Source organism: Dietzia psychralcaliphila, from assembly GCF_003096095.1.
In the GTDB taxonomy this organism is placed as follows: domain Bacteria; phylum Actinomycetota; class Actinomycetes; order Mycobacteriales; family Mycobacteriaceae; genus Dietzia; species Dietzia psychralcaliphila.
This window is the reverse complement of sequence record NZ_CP015453.1, coordinates 743,311-761,379: the sequence shown is the minus strand read 5'-3', so window position 1 is coordinate 761,379 and position 18,069 is coordinate 743,311. Positions and strand designations below refer to the sequence as shown.

General features: G+C 68.9%; 18 protein-coding genes. 8 read left to right on the top strand and 10 right to left on the bottom strand.

Going from position 1 to position 18,069, the window contains the following annotated elements; genetic code table 11:
* Positions 1-179 precede the first annotated feature (179 nt).
* From A6048_RS03405 to A6048_RS03380, 6 genes are all read right to left on the bottom strand, one after another.
* Entirely contained in the window at positions 180-779 is a 600-nt protein-coding gene (locus tag A6048_RS03405; protein WP_327494957.1) for a signal peptidase I, read from the bottom strand.
* Positions 779-1,297, bottom strand: a complete 519-nt coding sequence (locus A6048_RS03400; protein WP_159110239.1) for a SipW-dependent-type signal peptide-containing protein — start codon at positions 1,295-1,297, stop codon at positions 779-781. The genes A6048_RS03405 and A6048_RS03400 overlap by 1 nt, the downstream gene beginning before the upstream one ends.
* A 79-nt stretch (positions 1,298-1,376) precedes the next feature.
* Positions 1,377-1,997 carry a signal peptidase I gene (locus A6048_RS03395; RefSeq protein WP_107748775.1) on the bottom strand — a complete coding sequence of 207 codons (621 nt, stop codon included), beginning with the start codon at positions 1,995-1,997 and terminating at the stop codon, positions 1,377-1,379.
* Positions 1,994-2,482, bottom strand: coding sequence for a hypothetical protein (locus tag A6048_RS03390; protein ID WP_107748774.1), 489 nt, complete (start codon positions 2,480-2,482; stop codon positions 1,994-1,996). Before A6048_RS03390 ends, A6048_RS03395 begins: the two co-directional genes overlap by 4 nt.
* Positions 2,483-2,547: 65 nt before the next feature.
* Positions 2,548-3,072, bottom strand: coding sequence for an alternate-type signal peptide domain-containing protein (locus tag A6048_RS03385; RefSeq protein ID WP_107748773.1), 525 nt, complete (start codon positions 3,070-3,072; stop codon positions 2,548-2,550).
* Between the two features lie 186 nt (positions 3,073-3,258).
* A complete protein-coding gene (locus A6048_RS03380) occupies positions 3,259-3,948 on the bottom strand; it encodes a hypothetical protein (protein WP_146166372.1) in 690 nt (229 codons plus the stop codon).
* A 381-nt stretch (positions 3,949-4,329) separates the two neighbouring features.
* Between A6048_RS03380 and A6048_RS03375 the strand changes: the two genes are divergently transcribed.
* Complete coding sequence (locus A6048_RS03375) at positions 4,330-5,073, top strand: hypothetical protein (RefSeq protein WP_107748771.1); 744 nt, start codon at positions 4,330-4,332, stop codon at positions 5,071-5,073.
* Positions 5,074-5,197: 124 nt separating this feature from the next.
* Here the strand turns inward: A6048_RS03375 and A6048_RS03370 are convergent, their stop codons facing one another.
* Entirely contained in the window at positions 5,198-6,802 is a 1,605-nt protein-coding gene (locus tag A6048_RS03370) for an acyl-CoA synthetase (protein WP_200837325.1), read from the bottom strand.
* Positions 6,803-6,847: 45 nt separating this feature from the next.
* A complete protein-coding gene (locus tag A6048_RS03365) occupies positions 6,848-7,882 on the bottom strand; it encodes an LLM class F420-dependent oxidoreductase (protein WP_107748770.1) in 1,035 nt (344 codons plus the stop codon).
* Between the two features lie 89 nt (positions 7,883-7,971).
* Between A6048_RS03365 and A6048_RS03360 the strand changes: the two genes are divergently transcribed.
* From A6048_RS03360 to A6048_RS18175, 6 genes are all read left to right on the top strand, one after another.
* Positions 7,972-9,012, top strand: coding sequence for a Zn-ribbon domain-containing OB-fold protein (locus A6048_RS03360; protein WP_235027390.1), 1,041 nt, complete (start codon positions 7,972-7,974; stop codon positions 9,010-9,012).
* Positions 9,013-9,021: 9 nt separating this feature from the next.
* Positions 9,022-10,083, top strand: coding sequence for a thiolase domain-containing protein (locus tag A6048_RS03355; protein WP_107748769.1), 1,062 nt, complete (start codon positions 9,022-9,024; stop codon positions 10,081-10,083).
* Positions 10,080-11,273 carry a thiolase domain-containing protein gene (locus tag A6048_RS03350; RefSeq protein ID WP_107748768.1) on the top strand — a complete coding sequence of 398 codons (1,194 nt, stop codon included), beginning with the start codon at positions 10,080-10,082 and terminating at the stop codon, positions 11,271-11,273. Before A6048_RS03355 ends, A6048_RS03350 begins: the two co-directional genes overlap by 4 nt.
* A complete protein-coding gene (locus tag A6048_RS03345; protein WP_107748767.1) occupies positions 11,270-11,788 on the top strand; it encodes a nuclear transport factor 2 family protein in 519 nt (172 codons plus the stop codon). The genes A6048_RS03350 and A6048_RS03345 overlap by 4 nt, the downstream gene beginning before the upstream one ends.
* Positions 11,789-11,790: 2 nt before the next feature.
* Entirely contained in the window at positions 11,791-12,696 is a 906-nt protein-coding gene (locus tag A6048_RS03340; RefSeq protein ID WP_107748847.1) for a TIGR03619 family F420-dependent LLM class oxidoreductase, read from the top strand.
* A gap of 478 nt (positions 12,697-13,174) precedes the next feature.
* Entirely contained in the window at positions 13,175-13,981 is an 807-nt protein-coding gene (locus A6048_RS18175) for a PDDEXK family nuclease (RefSeq protein ID WP_146166371.1), read from the top strand.
* Positions 13,982-14,290: 309 nt separating this feature from the next.
* On the opposite strand, the gene A6048_RS03330 is transcribed toward A6048_RS18175, so the two are convergent.
* Positions 14,291-15,316, bottom strand: coding sequence for an alpha/beta hydrolase (locus A6048_RS03330; RefSeq protein WP_107748766.1), 1,026 nt, complete (start codon positions 15,314-15,316; stop codon positions 14,291-14,293).
* Positions 15,317-15,485: 169 nt separating this feature from the next.
* Positions 15,486-16,730 (bottom strand): cytochrome P450, encoded by a 1,245-nt coding sequence (locus A6048_RS03325; RefSeq protein ID WP_107748765.1) that lies wholly within the window; start codon positions 16,728-16,730, stop codon positions 15,486-15,488.
* A 171-nt stretch (positions 16,731-16,901) separates the two neighbouring features.
* On the opposite strand from A6048_RS03325, the gene A6048_RS03320 reads away from it, so the two are divergent.
* Positions 16,902-18,068 carry a steroid 3-ketoacyl-CoA thiolase gene (locus tag A6048_RS03320; protein ID WP_107748764.1) on the top strand — a complete coding sequence of 389 codons (1,167 nt, stop codon included), beginning with the start codon at positions 16,902-16,904 and terminating at the stop codon, positions 18,066-18,068.
* Position 18,069 lies beyond the last annotated feature (1 nt).

Here is an 18,069-nt window from a genome sequence, read left to right as displayed (position 1 = left end):
TAACCAGCGGCGTCGGGAAGAAGTTGCCCGTAGCGATCTGGGAGCCTTCAGTTGAGACCGCTTCATTGGGATTGGCGAGAGTCGACACGGACTGCCCCAGGGTCACCGCCATCGCGGCGACGCCGACAGTCGCTATCGCGATACGCCACGACGTCATGCGAGCCCTGATCGGTGTGTGATCACGCACGGTGCCCCTCCTGAGCTTCGGAACTGAAGTTGTCGTCGTCTTCTGGTCGTTCGGCCCGGCGCGGCGCTGGGCCGTACCCGGCCGCCAGGACCACCACGGCGCCGACGAGCGCGCCCCCGAAGAAGATCGCGACAGGGCTCGTCAGCCAACCCACCGCGTATCCGATCGCCGGAACGTGAAAGAACACCCGATCTGCGTGGTCGAACACGTACGGCGATACGTCCGGGACCGGGTTGGCATCGCCCTGCAGGGTCGCCACGACGCCGCTATCAGCCGGCGCTGCGGCCAGGTCAACCACGCGATGGGTGATGCGGACTCCCTGCTGGTTGTCCACACTCACCACATCGCCTACGGCGATCTCCGATGCCGGCACCGACCGGGCCAGTGCCAGGGACCCGGTCGGGATCTCCGGCGACATCGAACCTGACCGGAAGACAAGTGGGGTCACCCCGAGCAGCATCGAGAGCGCAGCGACCACGATGCAGACGAGTCCGACCACGGCCCCCACGTTGAGGATCAGCTCGCGGACCCGATCACGACGGTCCGCCCGGGAGGTGTCAGTCGGGGTGGTCGACTGCTCGGCCATCGCCATCACGCCCCCTCTGCCACGAACTGGAACGTCGGATTCGCGATCTTGAAGCGGGCCGCGATTCCCGCATCGGATCGAACCGTCACCTGCACACACACCTCTTCGGACGCCCCGCTCGCGAGAGGCCTCTCGGTCGCGAGGGTCGGCGACGACGACATCGCCAGCGTCGACCCGATCTGCTGACCCGAACAGGTGAAGCCGTTGTTGCCCGCCCCGGAATACAGACCCACCGTCAGCACGCTGGTCAGCTCCTGCGCACCGCTCGCCCCGGCGGACATCGACCAAGTGAGATCGGCCGTGCCGGTGTTTTGGACGTCGAGCGATCCCGCCGCACTCTGGCCACGGAGCACGCTACTGCGATTCATCGTGAGGAACTGATGGACGGGGGCATCACCATTGATTTCGAGGTTCACCACCTCGACTTCTCCGGCGCTGAAATTTCCACTCACCGCCGTGGCCGAATCCGACCAGGCCGCCATCGTGCCGACCGCGCCGGCGCCCAGAACGATCCCGACCGTCAACCCGCCGCGGGCATACGCCCACGCACGTCCACCACGGAGGTTCCGCGGCCCGGACCGCTTCCCGCCGCCGATCCGCCTGTCAGAGGTCGTCATTCTCATTCTCCGATCCCGCATCGGCCGCACCGCTGCGCCTGCGCCGAACGTCAGCGACACCCGACCCGAACATCCACAGCGCATAGGTACTCAGCCCACCCACTGCGACCACGAGCAGTACCTGACGGCTGTCGCCCGTCAGCGCGTTGTTGGCATAGCCGAGGTAGGGAACCGAATACCAGTACTTTCCCCGAATCTGCCCGGGGACCAGCAGGTTTCTGTCGGCAACATTGTTGGCATCGCCCTGGGTCCGAAACCGTGGAGTCCCCTGAGCGTCGTAGGCCACCTGCGTGATGCGGTGGGTGTTGACGGCCGGGTTGTCCGACTCGATCTGGAAGGTGATCACGTCACCCGCGCGAAGCTCCGTGGCGGCGACGGGTTTGACCACGATCAACGTGCCCGGCGAGAGCGTGGGCTCCATCGAGCTCGTGAGCACCGTGTACGGAGTGGCGCCGGCGAGTCGGGGCACCACCACGAGCGCGGCCAGCACCGCAACCGCTATGAGCATGAGCAGCCAGGACGTGACCGTCCGGATCCACCACCACACCCCGGTCCGTTCCAGTTCGGCCTCCGCCACCGCCCCCGGTCGGTCCACGACCGAGGTCATGACTGCGTCGCCTGAAACGTGAAGACGGCAGCGCCCTCTTCGCCGGCGGTCGGGTCGTCGACCATCTCCACCCGGAAGCACACGATCTCTGACGCACCGGCCGCGAGGTCGCGGTCGGCGGTCGACGCCGACGGCAGGGCGCCCGAGTACAGCGTGCTGCCAGCGGTGTCCCCCGAGCCCAGACATTCGGACTCGGAGGACACCGCGGCGACCCGCAGATCTAGCGGCAGATCCGCACCGAGTTCAGCCGAAACCAACCGGTACTGCATGGCGACACTGCCGGTGTTGTGCACGTGCAGCGGGCGCTGCACAGAGTCGCCACTCATCATGTCTTCCATCGCCAGATCGGCGAACCCGTACGCCTCCGTCCGGGTCTCGGACGTGCCGACAGAGATGTCGAGCCGGCCGGAGCTGATGGTCGCCCCGGGCGACTCCGCAGAATCGCTCCATAATGCACCGGTCTGCTGCACGGACAAGACGGACACCCCCGCGACAGCAGCTGCCGCTAGGGACCAACGAAGATGAGCGGGTATCACTTGATCAGCTCAGATCAGTTGCTCGCCGGAGCGGTCTGCTCGAGCGTGATCGTCGAACCGGCGAGGTTGGCCGTCAGATCCATACCGTCCTGGTCCATGGTGTCCGAGTCGAACGTGATGGTGGTGGTCACCTCGACGGTGTCGCCGTCGTTAGCCTCGGTGATGTTGCCGAGCGTGATGCCTGTCGTGTCCGACTGTGCGTCGACGGTCAGGTACTGGCCGAGGCCGGTCTCATCAATGCCGCCGAGAGTCGGGGTAAGCGTGGCGACGAGGTTGGTGCCCGCGACATCGAGATCATAGGAGGCGGTGTACTCGACGACGTCACCGGGAACGATCAGGTCCGTGGCCGGGTCAAACGTCTCACCGTCAGCCCAGGTCCACGCACCCGCGGCCGCTTCGGTGATGCGCAGATGGCCGGCGGTGACCTCGCCGCCACCGAGGCTTGCCTCGTCGCTCCACGCCGCCATCGTTCCAGCGCCGCCGGCAAGGAGCAGCGCGGCCGCTCCGAGGGCGATCGCACCCTTGGTGATCTTCTTCATGCTTCCTCTTCTCTGTGAACACGCTGGGATGGCCGGGGGCCGTGTCAGCGTTGCGATGTCACCGGCCACGCGCCTTCTCATCGCTGTTGGTGACGGACACCTGGTGTCCGTCGGCGGCCGGTGGCGGGTGCCCTCGACCAGGATCAGGAGCCCCGGCGTGAATCCCCGGGGCAGGGAAAACCGGCGCTATCCGCCGAACACCGAGGGGCCTCCCAGTGAGCCGGACGAGCCACCGCTGCCCACCGAGCCCGAGGAGCCACGTGAACCAGCGCCGCTCGATCCCAGCGAGCCGCCGCCGATGGATCCGGCAGACCCGGATCCACCGCCGGAGGGAGCCTTCTCCTCCAGGACGAGCCCCCAGTCAGGGACGATCCGCGCGGCTTGGGCGGTCTCGCCGAACGGCACACCGACGCTGAGGGTCAACTCCACCGACTTTCCGGACGTGAGCATGAAGTTGCTCACGATCACGCCCGACGCGCGGGTATCGCCGGACGCGATGAGGACGCTCTGGCCCGGAACTCCGTCCACGTCCACGCGGAACCATGCACTCCCGCGATCGATGGACCAGTCGCCCAGATACACCTCGCCGTTGAGGTCACCGTCTCCGGATGTCCTCATCTGGAAGGTCGTCTCATTGCCGCGCCCACCGGGGACCAGAACGGTGGTCTCGTCCCACGGGATCGCCTCGACGCCTCCCCACACCACACCGTCCGCGGAGTACTCCTGACGCAACTGCTCGGCAGACGCGGAATCGCCAGGGGCCGCCGTGGCCACGCAGCCAGCGGTCGCCATCGGGACCACCACTGCGGCAAGAGCCGCCAGCGTCCCGCGACGATTCCGGTGGAGCCGTGAGGACGACGAATCGGGTCGAGGCATGGATGTAACCTAGCTCACACCTGCACGAGCGTCCAGATGGTTGGTGAGCTTTCTTTTCAACCGTCCAATTCCGATCGGTCCGCGATCGACCCCGGGCGCCGGAAACGGTCCGCCGCGTTTCTCTCCGCTAAGACCGACGTCAGCGCCACGTGGGCCTTGCGGCTCACCGCCCATGCGGTATGGTCCCAACCAGGCTCGTCATAGTGATGCGTGACACATAGTTATGGAAGCTCTTAGGGTGCGAAGGCAATTCGTTACCGCACGCAGGGTGCCCATCTCCAAGCGCGACCATCGGCTCCGGCGGCCCAACCTCCATCAGGCGCTTGCCCAATCACACCAAGACCGCAGCCGCCGCCTTCTGCACATCGAAAGGACCGATGAATGCCTGAGAACAACAGGAAGCTGCTCGCTCTGGGGGCGGCCGCTCTGATGGCCGTGTCGGGGCTGACCGTCGGCACCGCCACCGCCTCAGCCCAGGTCACGGATACGTCACAGTGCAAGACCAGCCAGATCGTCGAGCGCAGTTGGGCCGGGTCCTTGGGCACCAGCTACTACATCAACAAGGAAGTCGTCGGCGACGGCACGGCCGCCCCCGGCGGTGAGGTGACCTTCCGGACCACGGTCAGCGGTGCCGGTGCCCTGGTCACCCGGATCGACGACTTCCACCCAGAGGGTTTTGAGCTCCTCCGCGCCCGGGAGAGCGTCTGGAAAGTCCTTGGTGGCCAGTCATGGACCTCTGTGACCAGCGATGTCCGCACCAACTCCGGCAACAACTCGGTCTACCGCGAGGGCTCGGGCTGGACCACCGCCGGCGGTTCCTTCGTCACCCTCGAGACCACCTACCGGGTACCCAACGATGCTACGCCCGGCACTGTCTTGAACACCGGCGCCGGCACGGATGTCGCGCTCGCCAGCGGCCGATGGATCGTCAACCCCATCGACACCTGCGTCACCATCCGCGAGCCCAACGCCGCCGAGGCCTTCACCGGCAGCCTCGACGGGCTCGGACTGGGCTCCCTCACCTCCGGATCCACCACCGCGGGCGGCATCTCCAGCGACCCGGCCTCCTTCAGCTCGGAGATCATCAACGGACTCGACATCAGCCAGCTGATCGGCATCAGCTGATCAGGTAACCGTCAGACCGGTCGCAACGCGTCGAGCCCCTGCCACCCTCCCATCGAGGGCGCAGGGGCTCGACTAGCGTGTCAGCCCAATTCGGAGTCCAGCATGCGCGCCCGCACCGGGCGACCTACTTCGCGTCCGACCAGTACGGATCCTTGAGCTTGCGCTTGACCAACTTGCCGTTGGCCTGCCGGGGCAGCTCCTCCACCACGTCGATCGACCGCGGCATCTTGAACTTGGCCAGTCGGCCGGAGAGGTCGTCGAGGATCTGCGCCTTGAGCTCGTCGGACTCGACAAAACCCTCGGCCAGCTCCACCACGGCCTTGACCTCCTCACCCCAGTCGGGGTGCGGGATACCGAACACCGCCACGTCGCGGACGGCCTCGTGGCGGGTCATCTCCGACTCGATCTCGGCCGGGTAGATGTTCACGCCCCCGGAGATGATCATGTCGTTCTTGCGGTCGCACAGGAACAGGTAGCCGTCGGAGTCCACGTAGCCGATGTCGCCCATGGTGAACAGCTCGCCGACGTAGGTCTTCGCAGTCTTCTCGGCGTCCTGGTGATACTCGAACTTGGACCCGTGCATCTGGAGGTAGACGTTGCCCGTTTCGCCGGCGGGCAACTCGTTGCCGTCGTCGTCGAGGATCTTCAGGGTGGTGGTCTTCCACGGCCGGCCCACGCTACCGGGCTTGCGCAGCCACTCCTCGCCGGTGATGGTGCAGCCACCGCCCTCGGTGCCGGCGTAGTACTCGGTGAGGACGGGCCCCCACCAGTCCAACATCGCCTGCTTGACGTGCTTCGGACACGGGGCGGCGCCGTGGACGATCGTCCGGAGGCTCGACACGTCGTACTTCGCGCGCACGTCCTCCGGCAGCTCGAGCAGACGCGAGAACTGGGTCGGGACCATGTGGGACTGGGTCACGCCGTGCGCGTCGATGAGACGCAGCATCTCCTCCGGGGCCCACTTGTCCATGAGCACCACCGTCTGGCCCAGGTTGAGCGAGATGGCGACGAAGTTGAGGACGGCCGTGTGGTAGAGCGGTGAGCCGCAAATGTGCACGTTGTCCGCGCCCTGGATGCCGAAGCCGGCGAAGAAGAAGTAGTTGGGAACCGTCACCTGGTCGGGAGAGGCGCCGGTCAGAGGCCTGCGCACGCCCTTGGGGCGACCGGTGGTGCCCGAGGTGTAGAGCATCGGGGCGCCGAGGGTGCGGCCCGACGGCAAGGGGTCCTCCCCCTCGGCCGGGACGGCGAGCTCGGAGAGCGGCCGGAACCCCGGTACGTCCCCGATCGCGTAGCAGCGGGCGGGGTCGAGTCCGGCCTCGGCGGCGGCGGTGGTGGCCACGTCGGCGAACCTCTCGTCGGCCACGAACACCGTCGAGCCCGAGTTCTCCAGGATGTAGGCCACCTCGGGCCCGGTCAGGTGCCAGTTGGCGGGGGCCACGTAGAGACCGATCTCGAGTGCGGCGAAGTAGACCTCGAGGAAACCGATACTGTTCGGCGCCATCAGGACGATCCCGTCCCCGGCCCCCAGACCCAGCGCGCGCAGTCCCCGCGCGTGGCCGTGTGCCGCGTCCACGAGTTCGCCGAAGGTCACCTGGCGGCCGGACGCCTCGATCACCGCGACGCGATCCGGCTCGGCCTCGGCGATCCGGTAGACACTGGTCACGTACTCCCCGGTCCGGTTGTTCAGGACTCCGGTCTCGGTGGGAATGGTGGGTGTGGGTGCGCTCATGACCCCAGACTAGAACCTGTTCCTGCCAGGGGTCCAGGGATTGCCTCAGTCCATCAACCGGCTCAGTGACTCGATCTCCTCCACCGAGCGGGCCGTCACCACGAGCATGGTCACACCCGCGGCCTCCCACTCGGCGATCTGCGACCGCACCGAGTCCTCGTCGCCGATGATCGCGGTGGCCTCGACCATCTCGTCCGGGACCGCCGCCGCGGCCTCCTCCTTGCGCCCGGAGCGGAACAGCTCGGTGATGCGGTCGACGTCGTCGTCGAAGCCCATCCGGCGGAACGCCTCGGCGTGGAAGTTCTTCTCCTCCGCGCCCATGCCACCGGCGTAGAGCGCGGTGAACGGCTTGTACGCGTCGAGGACCGCGCGCCTGTCGTCGGTGATGTGAAGCTGGCACAGGAACGCCACCTCGAAGTCCTCCCGGGTCCGCCGCGCGCCGGGTCGGGCGAAGCCCTCGTCGAGCCACGCGTTGAACTCGTGCGCGGTCCGCGGCGAGGCCAGGAACCCCAGCCACCCGTCCGCGATCTCGGCGGCGAGTGCCACGTTCTTGGGCCCCTCGGCCCCCAGCCAGATGGGCACGTCCTCGCGCAGCGGGTGGAGGATCGACTTGAGCGGTTTGCCCAGTCCGGAGGCGCCCGGCCCCTGGTACGGCAGGGCGTACGCGGGTCCGTCGGAGGTCACGGGGGCCTCGCGGCGGAGCACCGCGCGGATGATGTCGATGTACTCCCGCGTCCGGGCCAACGGCCTGGCGAACGGCTGGCCGTACCAGCCCTCCACCACCTGCGGACCGGAGACGCCCAGGCCCAGGCAGAACCGGCCACCGGAGAGGTGGTCCAGGGTCATGGTGCTCATCGCGGTGGCCGTGGGCGTCCGGGCGGACAGCTGCACCACCGCCGTGGACAGGCGGATGCGTTCGGTGAGCGAGCCGTACCAGGCGAGCGGGGTGAACGCGTCCGAACCCCAGGCCTCGGCGGTGAAGACGGTGTCGAACCCCGCCCTGTCCGCGGCCACCACGAGGTCGGCGTGGTTGGTGGGCGGCTGGGCGCCCCAGTATCCGAGCTGCAAGGCGAATTTCATGGGGACCAGTGTGACCCAGACCGCCCCGCGACGGTGTCCGGCTCACGAAAAGTCACACACGGCGCAGTGGAACGTGTTCTACTTGTGGCGTGACATCCAGAGAGATCGTTGTCGACATCACCCCGCCCGACGAGGCCGTGCTCGAGGCCCCGCTCGCCCCGTCCTTCGACTACACGCGGTCGACCGGACCGGTCCTGGGCGCGTTCTTCACCGGCCTGCGCGACCGCCGACTCGTGGGGGTCCGCGACTCCCGCGGCGCCGTGCACCTGCCGCCGGTGGAGTTCGACCCCCACACGCACGAGGCCCTGACGGACTTCGTCGAGGTGGGCTCCGGGACCGGGATCGACGGCGTCGTCGTCGTCTGGACCTGGGTTCCCGAACCAACCGGCGTCAACCCGCTCGACTCGCCGTTCGCCTGGGCCCTGGTCCGGTTCGACGGCGCCGACACCGCCATCCTGCTGCCCCTCGCCGCCGACGGCCCCGAGGACGTGAGCTCGGGGATGCGCGTGCGGCTACGGTGGTCCGCCGAGCGGACCGGGACCATCCACGACATCGCGTGCGTGGTCCCCGTGGACGTGGCGGGTGGGGACGACCCGGGCGGCACCGATCAGGGCGACGACGACGAGGTCCCGCAGCCCTCCGGGGACGAGCCCGTCACCATGGTCGTCACCCCGATCGGGCTCTCGGTGACCCACACCGCGGGTCCCGCCGAGAGCGAGTTCCTCCGGGCCATCGTGCAGGGCCGTGTGCTCGGGCGGCGTCGCTCCAACGGACCCGAGGTCTACGTCCCGCCGCGCGACTACTGCCCCTCCGACGGGGTGGCCATGGGCGAGTACGTGGAGGTCTCCGGCGTCGGCACGGTCACCACGTTCGGCATCGTCAACGTGCCGTTCGCCGGTCAGGAGATCACGCCCCCGTACGTCACCGCGTACATCCTCCTGGACGGGTCCGACGTCCCCATCCAGCACCTGGTTCTCGGCTGCGAGGCCTCCGAGGTGCGCATGGGTATGCGGGTGCGCGCGGTCTGGACACCCGAGGCCGACCGCCCGGCATCGATGAAGGCCATCACGCACTTCGAGCCGACCGGCGATCCGGACGCCGACCCCGACACCTACGCCGATCACCTGTAGAGGACACCCGTGACCCCCACCGCACCCCGGGACGTGGCCGTCGTCGGTTTCGCCCACGCCCGACACACAGAGTCCACCTTCGGCACCACCAACGGTGTCGAGATGCTCGCACCCGTCTTCGCCGAGTGTTACCGGCAGACCGGGCTGGACCGCACTGACATCGAGTTCTGGTGCTCCGGTTCCTCCGACTACCTCGCCGGCCGGGCCTTCTCCTTCATCTCCGCCGTCGACACCATCGGCGCGTTCCCTCCCATCTGCGAGTCGCACGTGGAGATGGACGCCGCCTGGGCGTTCTTCGAGGCCTACCTCAAGATCGCCACCGGCCAGGCCGACACCGCGTTGGTCTACGGGTTCGGCAAGGCCTCGGCGAGCACCGACCTCGACTCGGCGCTCGCGCTGCAGCTCGACCCGTACACCGTGGCCCCGCTGTGGCCCGGCCGCCACCACATGGCCGCGTTGCAGGCCCGCGCGGGGATCGACGCCGGCAGGTGGTCCGAGGGCGAGATGGCCTCGGTGGCCGCCCGGGCCACCGGCCGCGATGAGCGGGAGCTGCTCGCCGAGCCGTATGTGGCCGACCCGCTGCGCCGGCACGACTGCCCGCCGGTCACCGACGGCGCCGGCGCCATCATCCTCGCCTCCGGCGACCGGGCCCGGGACCTGGTCGACACCCCGGCCTACGTCACCGGGATCGAGCACATCGCCGACTCCGCCGAGTTCGGCGCCCGCGACCTCACCGACTCCCCCTCGGCCCGCGCCGCCGCCGTGCGCGCCACCCGGTCCTCGGGCGAGCGCCCCGATCTCGGTGGCGTGACCGTCGCCGAGCTGCACACCCAGTACACGCACCAGGAACTGCTCCTGCGTGCCGCGCTGGGTATCGGCGATCACGTGGCCGTGACCCCGTCCGGCGGATCGTTGCTCGCGGACCCGCTGTTCTCCGCCGGGCTCGAGCGCATCGGCTACGCCGCCAACGACGTCATGGAGGGCCGCACCGAACGCGCCCTCGCCCACGCCACCAGCGGACATCTGCTCCAGCAGAACCTCATCTGCCTCCTGGAAGGACGCCCCGCATGAGCGCCCACAGCACCGGTCTCCCCGCGGCCGTTCTCGGCACCGGCCAGACCCACCACGTCGCCCGGCGAACCGACGTCTCCATGGCCGGCCTCTGCCGCGAGGCGATCGACGCCGCCATGACCGACGCCGGCGTGGGATGGGACGACATCGACGCGGTGATCGTGGGCAAGGCCCCGGACCTGTTCGAGGGCGTGATGATGCCCGAGCTCATGATGGCCGACGCGCTCGGCGCGGTCGGCAAGCCGCTCCTGCGCGTGCACACCGCCGGCTCGGTCGGCGGCTCCACCGCCGTGGTGGCCGCCTCGCACATCCAGTCCGGCCGCTACCGTCGCGTGCTGGCCGTGGCGTGGGAGAAGCAGTCCGAGTCCAACGCCATGTGGGCGCTCAGCCTGCCCGTGCCGTTCACGGCCCCCGTCGGGGCCGGTGCCGGCGGGTACTTCGCCCCGCACGTGCGCTCCTACATCCGCACCACCGGGGCCCCTGAGCACGTCGGCGCGATGGTGGCGGTCAAGGACCGGCTCAACGGGTCCATCAACCCCCACGCCCACCTCAAGCAGCCCGACCTCACGGTGGACAAGGTGCTGCAGGGGCAGATGCTGTGGGACCCCATCCGGTTCGACGAGACCTGCCCGTCCTCCGACGGCGCCTGCGCGATCGTCCTCGGCGACGCCGAGGCGGCCGAGGCGGTCGAGTCCACCGGCCGGAACGTCGCCTGGGTGCACGCCACCGCGCTGCGCACCGAGCCCGGCACCTACGCGTTCCGCAACTACCGCAATCCGCAGGCCGGCCGCGACGCCGCCGCCGCGCTGTGGGCCGAGGCCGGGATCACCAACCCGGCCGAGGAGATCGACGCGGCCGAGATCTACGTCCCCTTCTCCTGGTTCGAGCCCATGTGGCTGGAGAACCTCGGGTTCTGCGAGGAGGGCGAGGGCTGGCGCATGACCGAGTCCGGTGCCACCGCGCGCGACGGGTCCCTGCCCGTCAACCCGTCCGGCGGCGTGCTGTGCTCCAACCCGATCGGCGCGTCCGGCATGCTGCGCTTCGCCGAGGCCGCCCGGCAGGTCATGGGCCGCGCCGACGAGCACCAGGTCCCGGGGGCACGCAAGGCCCTCGGTCACGCCTACGGCGGCGGGTCCCAGTACTTCTCCATGTGGGTCGTGGGGACCGACCGTCGGGAGCGTCACTCATGAGCAATCCCTACCTGGATGAGACCGGCCAGTATCGGCCTCTGGAGATGAGCGACGCCGCCCTGGCCAGTCCCGCCTTCGCCGCCGCGCGCCGCTCGTGGGCGGCGACCAACGCCGGCGACCGCGACGCCTGGATCGCCGGATGGTCCCCCGAGGGCACTATCGAGGATCCCGTGGGTCCGTCGATGTTCGACGCCGAGGGAATCGGCCACACCGGCACGACGCGACTCCTGGAGTTCTGGGAGAAAGCCGTGGCCACCCCGGACCACATCGAGTTCCGCTTCGATCGGGGGATCGCCGCGGGCGACGAACTTCTCTGCGTCGGCACCATGCGCACCCACATGGGCTCCAGCATCATGGAGATCGACATCGCCGTGGACTACCGCGTCGACTCCGACGGTCGTCTGGTCTCCCTTCGCGCCTTCTGGGAGCAGGACGTGGCCATGGCCTCGGGACTGCGGCCGCTCACCGACGACGACAGGGCCGCCATCGCCGGCGCCGCCGGAAAGGGCCAGTGACCATGGGCCGCGTAGTGGACGCCGAGTTCTCCGTCCCCATCTCCTTCTCCCCCGTCGATCAGATCATCGACATCGCCCGCGGTGCCGAGGCCGCCGGCTTCGACCGGATCGTCCTGCCCGACTCGCTGTTCCACCCGCGACGCCAGGACGAGGACTACCCGTACACCCCCGACGGCTCGCGCATGTGGAACGAGGACACGCAGTGGGTAGAGCCGCTCATCGCCTCCGCGGCCATGGGCGGGGCCACCTCGACCATCCGCTTCTGCCCGCAGGTGCTCAAGGTCGGCCCGCGCAATCCGCTGTTGCTCACCAGGCAGGTGGCCTCGGTGGCGTTGCTCACCGGGAACCGCTTGGACCTGGGCGTGGGCATCGGCTGGGACCCCAACGAGTTCGAGTGGTGCGGCGCGCCGTTCAAGGGCCGCGGCAAGCGCACGGACGAGTCGCTGGCGATCATGCGCCAGGCCCTGCGGGGTGAGTGGATGGAGTTCCACGGCCAGCACTTCGACTTCGACGAGCTGATCTTCACCCCCGCGCCCAGCGAGCAGGTGCCGTTCTACGTGGGCGGCCACACCGAGATCGCGCTCAAGCGGGCCGCGCGCGTGGGCCAGGGGTGGACCAGCGCCATGATGGGCTACGACGAGATCGTCGCCACCGTCCGGCGGCTGGGCGAACTCCTCGAGGCCGACGGTCGCTCGCTGGCCGACCGCGGCGACGGCACCCCCTTCGCCATCCAGGTGGTCTGCCTCGACCGCTTCGGCACCCGGGGCTTCACGGAGCTGGCCGAGGCCGGGGTCACCGACATCATCGTGATGCCCTGGATGGTCGACGGCCACGGGTTCGACTGCTCCACCGAACAGAAGCTCGAGTCCATCGCCGCCTTCGGCGAGAAGTACGGTCTCGGTCCCTAGCCCTGCCTAGGTCTCGTCAGCCCGCGGCCAGCCTGCCTGGCGGACTTGCCCCCGCGGTTGGCGGACTTGCCCCCGCGGTTGGCGGACTTGCCCCCGCGGTTGGCGGACTTCTCGTGCGATTCCGGGCCGATTGTGGCACCTCCTGCCCGCCAGCTGACGAAGCATGTCCGCCAACTCGGGGAGCGGGTCCGGCCCGGTCTGCCGGACCGCCACGTGAGCCCGGCGGACTGAACTCGTCGTAGTTCCTGTGAATCGTCGTCATCCCTGTCCACATGGACGTCGTCACCCGCCGGTCGACACGTGATGACCGGTCAGGATTGCCGTCATGAGACGCGACCGGCGATTCCGAGACACCCGGCCTCCCACCCCGCTCCCAGCCTCGTTGGCGGATGCGGTGGCAGGCGGGCAGCCATTCGCGGCGAGCCAGGCTCTCGAGACCGGACTGGTGACGAGATACGCGCTCCGATCGACGTTCAGAATGATCGTCCCCGGTGTGTACGCCGCGAAGGGGGCACAGCTGAGCAGGTGGGATTTCATACGCGCGGTCGACATCTGGGCGCCTGCAGACGCGGTGATCGGAGGGTGGTCCGCCGCGTACCTCCATGGGGAACACTGGTACTCGACAGAGCGGGGCAACGGCGTCGTCGATGTCTTCACCTCAGCCGAGCCCCGCGTGCCGACCGGGGTTCGGGAGCGCAGGCTGCGGCAACCCATCCCGGCCGCGGACGCGTGCGAGATCGGCGGAGTACGAATTACCGCACCAGCCCGAACCGCGGTCGACGTGGCAAGGTGGTCCACTGGCGCTGATCGGAGGATCTGCATCGTGGACTCCGTGTGCTTCGCCACCAACACCAGCGTTCGCGCGGTTGCCGACGCTGCAACGCGGATGCCCGGCCAACACGGGGTCTCGAGGGTGGTGCGACTGCTCGCCGCCTGCGACGCGGACGCGCACTCTCCGCAGGAGAGCCTCCTCCGGCTCAGAATCGAGCGCTCTTCACTGCCTCAGCCAGTCTCGCAGTTCGAGATATGCGAACCGTCGGGGCATCTCCTTACAATTGCCGACCTCGCGTACGCCCGCGAGAAGGTCGCGATCTTCTACGACGGCAGGCATCACGGAGATCCGGAACAGTGGCGCCGGGACCTCCGGATCACCGCTCGGTTGGCGGACCTCGGCTGGCAGGTCGTCCGTGTGACAAAGGGAATGCGCCCGGAGGAGGTCATCGGCCATATCGCGAGTGCCCTGACCCGCGCCCGACGACACCTCCGGCACCTGACTTCATCCTGAACGAGCCCTCGCGTGGCAGCTGGCGGGCACCCCACCTCGCTTGGCGGCCATGTCCTCGCCGTTGGCGGTCACCCCCTCGCAGCTGGCGGTCACCCCCTCGCAGCTGGCGGTCACCCCCTCGCAGCTGGCGGACCCGATATGCGAAAACCGGACCTGAAACGCGAAAAATGTCCGCCAACCCGATGCGCCTGTCCGCCAACCGGAAGCTCTTGTCCGCCAACCAGGCTCGGAGCAGTCGGGGGGCGTGCTGGAGAGGTAGTCGGGGGCGAGCTCGGGCGGGGGCGGGGTGACATGCGCCTGCCGAGTGCCTCAGGCAGGAACGGCGGCCGCGATGTCCGCCAGGCAGGCGAGGATCTCCCGGTGGGTGTCCTCCGTGGCCTCCAGGTGCATGAGATGCCCCGCCGGTGAGGAGATCGCCCGGACCATCCGCACATCGTCGTGATGACGCCCCAGCTTGGAGAGCGGATCCCGCCCGTGGAAACCCTCGAGGTCCGGGTCGTGCTCGGAGTAGAGGAAGTAGAACGGGACGGGGTTGGTCTGCCGCTCGAACTCTTTGCGCGCGAACCACGACACGTCCATCGCCCGGTACCACTGCAGCGGGCCGGCGAACCCGGTCCGGGCGTACTCGGCCTCGTAGACGTCCATCTCCTCGACGGAGAACCACCGCCACGGCAGCGGCGGCGCCTGGGGCAGCGCCTCGAGATAGGTCGACCCCGGGGGGTGCTGCCAGACGTCGAGGTAGTGGTACTCCGCGGACAGGGCGTAGAAGACCCGGGTGAGGAACTCGCGCTCGCAGCCGGCGAGATCAGCCTCCGCCACTCCCGGCTGCGTGAAGTAGTTCAGGTGCAGGAAGTGCTTCTCGGCCATCATCGCCGAGCCCTCCAGCGGCGGCACCGACCCTGCGGTACCCATGAACGGGTTCTCCATCCCGATCACCGCGCGCACCCGGCCCGGTTCCAGATGGCAGGTGTCGTACGCGACGCCCGCGCCGAAATCGAAGCCCACCACCACCACGCGCTCCGCACCCTCGGCGTCGCACACCGCCAGGACGTCGTCGACCACCTCGCGCGGCGAGTAGGCCCGGACGTCGGCCGGCGCGTCCGAACGCCCCATGCCGCGCAGGTCGGGCGCGATGACCCGCCACCCGGCTGCGGCGAGGACGGGGATCATGCGGTGCCAGGTGAACCAGAAGTGCGGGAAACCGTGGAGGAGGACCACGGTGCCCGGGGGGCCGTCCGCGGAACCAGGGGGGCCGTCCGCGGATGCCGTGTCCGGTTCGGCGACGACGTAGTGGAGACCGACGCCGTCGCGGTCCACGTAGCGGTGGTCGAGCATGTCTTTCACACTGCCTCCTCCGGCCTCCGCCCGACGGGGTTCGGCCTAATCGATGGAGCCTCTCCGAGGGATGACGACGAGGCCCGCCCGGAGAGAACCGACGGCCCCGACCCGGCCTGGCGAGAAGGCGGGGTCGGGGCCGTGAGCCGGGCCGTGTGTGGGGCTCGGGTCAGCGCATGACCGGGCACTTGTAGTCGACCGACCACTCGGTGATGCCGTTGAGCCACCCCGAGCGGATGCGGGAGGGCTCCCCGAGGGCCTCCAGGTTGGGGAGGTGATCGGCGATGGCGTTGAAGATCAGTTCGATCTGCAGCCTGGCCAGGTTCGCCCCGATGCAGTAGTGCGGGCCGTTCCCGCCGAAACTCAGGTGCGGGTTGGGATCGCGCAGGATGTTGAACGAGAAGGGGTCCTCGAAAACGTCCTCGTCGAAGTTCGCCGAGCCGTACATGATGGCGGCGCGGTCGCCCTTCTTCATGGTCACACCCCCGATCTCGACGTCCTCGGTGGCGGTGCGCTGGAACGACGTGATCGGCGAGGCCCAGCGGAGGATCTCGTCGTAGGCGGTCGCGGGGCGCTCGTCCTTGAACAGCTCCCACTGGTCGGGGTTGTCGAGGAAGGCGACCATCCCGTGTGTGGTGGCGTTGCGGGTGGTCTCGTTGCCGGCCACGGCCAACAGCACCACGAACCAACCGAACTCGTCGGCGGTGAGCCTCTCGCCGTCGATGTCGGCCTGGATGAGCTTGGTGACCAGGTCGTCACGGGGGTCGATCTCGCGCTTGGCGGCGAGGTCCTGCGCATAGGACAGGACCATGGCGTTGGCCATCTGCGACTCTTCGACCTTGCCGGGTACGTCGTAACTGGTCATCTGGTTGGACCACTCGAAGATCTGATGCCGGTCCTCGAGGGGGATGCCGATGAGCTCGGCGATCGCCTGCAGAGGCAGCTCGGAGGCCACCTCGGTGATGAAGTCGCCGCTGCCCTTGGCGGCCGCGGTCTCGACGATGACCCGCGCCTTCTCGGCGAGGTGGTCCCGGAGCTTCTCGATGTTGCGCGGGGTGAAGCCCTTGGAGATGGTGCGCCGGTACTTCTTGTGCTCTTCACCGTCCTGGTTGATGAACAGCAGGCGGGTCAGCTCGACGATCTCGCGCTCGGTGCCCGGTGCGAAGCGCGGGATCGCGGTGTTCTCGAAGGTGGAGAACACCTCGTTGGTGCGCCGGGAGATCTCCTTGACGTCCTCGTGCTTGGTGACCACCCAGTACCCGTGGTCGTCGAAGCCGTCGGCCCCGGGCTCGTTGGCGCACCACCGGATCGGTTCGGTGCGACGGAGGTGAGCCCACTCCGGATGCGGGAGCCGCTTCTCGTAGAGCTCCGGGTCCGTGAAGTCGAAACCCTCGGGGATGGTGACTGCCTGCACTGGTACTCCTTGACCGCGTCGGATGCGTCTCGTGCTCGTCGACCGACGACCCCGGGATACTGCGAACCCGGGACCCGAGCGGTAATCTAGAACACGTTCCACCCACCATACTAGAACACGTTCCCCCTGGGTCCCTGTTTTCATCGGGCCCGGTCACCCGGAAGGACCACCATGGGCAATCCCGTCATCGTCGAGGCCGTTCGCACCCCGATCGGCAAGGCTCGCGGCGCACTGTCGGGCCTGCACCCCGCACACCTGCTGGGCGCCTCCCAGAAGGAGGTCATCCGGCGCGCCGGGATCGACGCGTCGCTGGTCGAGCAGGTCGTGGGCGGCTGTGTCACCCAGGCCGGCGCGCAGGGCAACAACGTCACCCGCGGCGCATGGCTCGCCTCCGGACTGCCGTGGAAGACCGCGTGCACGACGATCGACTGCCAGTGCTCGTCCGCTCAGCAGGCCAACCACTTCATCGCCAACCTCATCCACGCCGGCGCGATGGATGTCGGGATCGCCTGCGGAGTGGAGTCGATGAGCTGGATCGCCCTGCGCGCGGCGGTCGGCAACGGGGAGAACGGGATGCCGCGGCCGGACGACTGGGAGCTCGATCTGCCCGACCAGTTCACCGCCGCGGATCGCATCGCCCACCGCCGCGGGCTGAGCCGCGCCGACCTCGAGGAACTGGGCGTCCGGTCCCAGGCCAACGCCAGGCGGGCGTGGGACGAGGGACGCTTCGACCGCGAGACCTTCGCGGTCGACGCCCCCGAACGCCTCAAGGACGGCACCTACACCGGCGAGACGGTGTCCGTCACCCGGGACCAGGGCCTGCGCGAGACCACCGCGGACGCGCTCGCCGGCCTCAAGCCGGTCCTGGAGGGCGGCCTGCACACCGCCGGCACCTCCAGCCAGATGTCCGACGGGTCGGCCGCGGTGCTGCTCATGGACGAGGACGTCGCCAAGGCCCACGGGCTCAGGCCCCGCGCGCGGATCGTCCACCAGGCGCTGGTCGGCGGCGAGCCCGAGTACCACCTCGACGGCCCCGTCCAGGCCACCCAGCGCGTGCTCGACCGGTCGGGGATGTCCATCTCCGATTTCGACCTCTTCGAGTGCAACGAGGCGTTCGCCTCCGTGCTGCTCAGCTGGGCGCAGGTCCACGGGCCGGACATGGACAAGGTCAACGTCAACGGCGGCGCCATCGCGATCGGACATCCCGTCGGCAGCACCGGCGCTAGGCTCATCACGACCGCCCTGCACGAGCTCGAGCGCACGGACGGCGACCGCGCCCTCATCACGATGTGCGCGGGCGGCGCCCAGGCCTCGGCGAGCATCATCGAGAGGATCTGAC

Bases quoted from the DNA above. Each gene is read 5' to 3' on its own strand.
- A6048_RS03405 (WP_327494957.1), bottom strand. From the start codon at position 779: ATGGCGATGGCCGAGCAGTCGACCACCCCGACTGACACCTCCCGGGCG.
- A6048_RS03395 (WP_107748775.1), bottom strand. From the start codon at position 1,997: ATGACCTCGGTCGTGGACCGACCGGGGGCGGTGGCGGAGGCCGAACTG.
- A6048_RS03385 (WP_107748773.1), bottom strand. From the start codon at position 3,072: ATGAAGAAGATCACCAAGGGTGCGATCGCCCTCGGAGCGGCCGCGCTG.
- A6048_RS03380 (WP_146166372.1), bottom strand. From the start codon at position 3,948: ATGCCTCGACCCGATTCGTCGTCCTCACGGCTCCACCGGAATCGTCGC.
- A6048_RS03375 (WP_107748771.1), top strand. From the start codon at position 4,330: ATGCCTGAGAACAACAGGAAGCTGCTCGCTCTGGGGGCGGCCGCTCTG.
- A6048_RS03370 (WP_200837325.1), bottom strand. From the start codon at position 6,802: ATGAGCGCACCCACACCCACCATTCCCACCGAGACCGGAGTCCTGAAC.
- A6048_RS03365 (WP_107748770.1), bottom strand. From the start codon at position 7,882: ATGAAATTCGCCTTGCAGCTCGGATACTGGGGCGCCCAGCCGCCCACC.
- A6048_RS03350 (WP_107748768.1), top strand. From the start codon at position 10,080: ATGAGCGCCCACAGCACCGGTCTCCCCGCGGCCGTTCTCGGCACCGGC.
- A6048_RS03345 (WP_107748767.1), top strand. From the start codon at position 11,270: ATGAGCAATCCCTACCTGGATGAGACCGGCCAGTATCGGCCTCTGGAG.
- A6048_RS03340 (WP_107748847.1), top strand. From the start codon at position 11,791: ATGGGCCGCGTAGTGGACGCCGAGTTCTCCGTCCCCATCTCCTTCTCC.
- A6048_RS18175 (WP_146166371.1), top strand. From the start codon at position 13,175: ATGATCGTCCCCGGTGTGTACGCCGCGAAGGGGGCACAGCTGAGCAGG.
- A6048_RS03330 (WP_107748766.1), bottom strand. From the start codon at position 15,316: ATGCTCGACCACCGCTACGTGGACCGCGACGGCGTCGGTCTCCACTAC.
- A6048_RS03320 (WP_107748764.1), top strand. From the start codon at position 16,902: ATGGGCAATCCCGTCATCGTCGAGGCCGTTCGCACCCCGATCGGCAAG.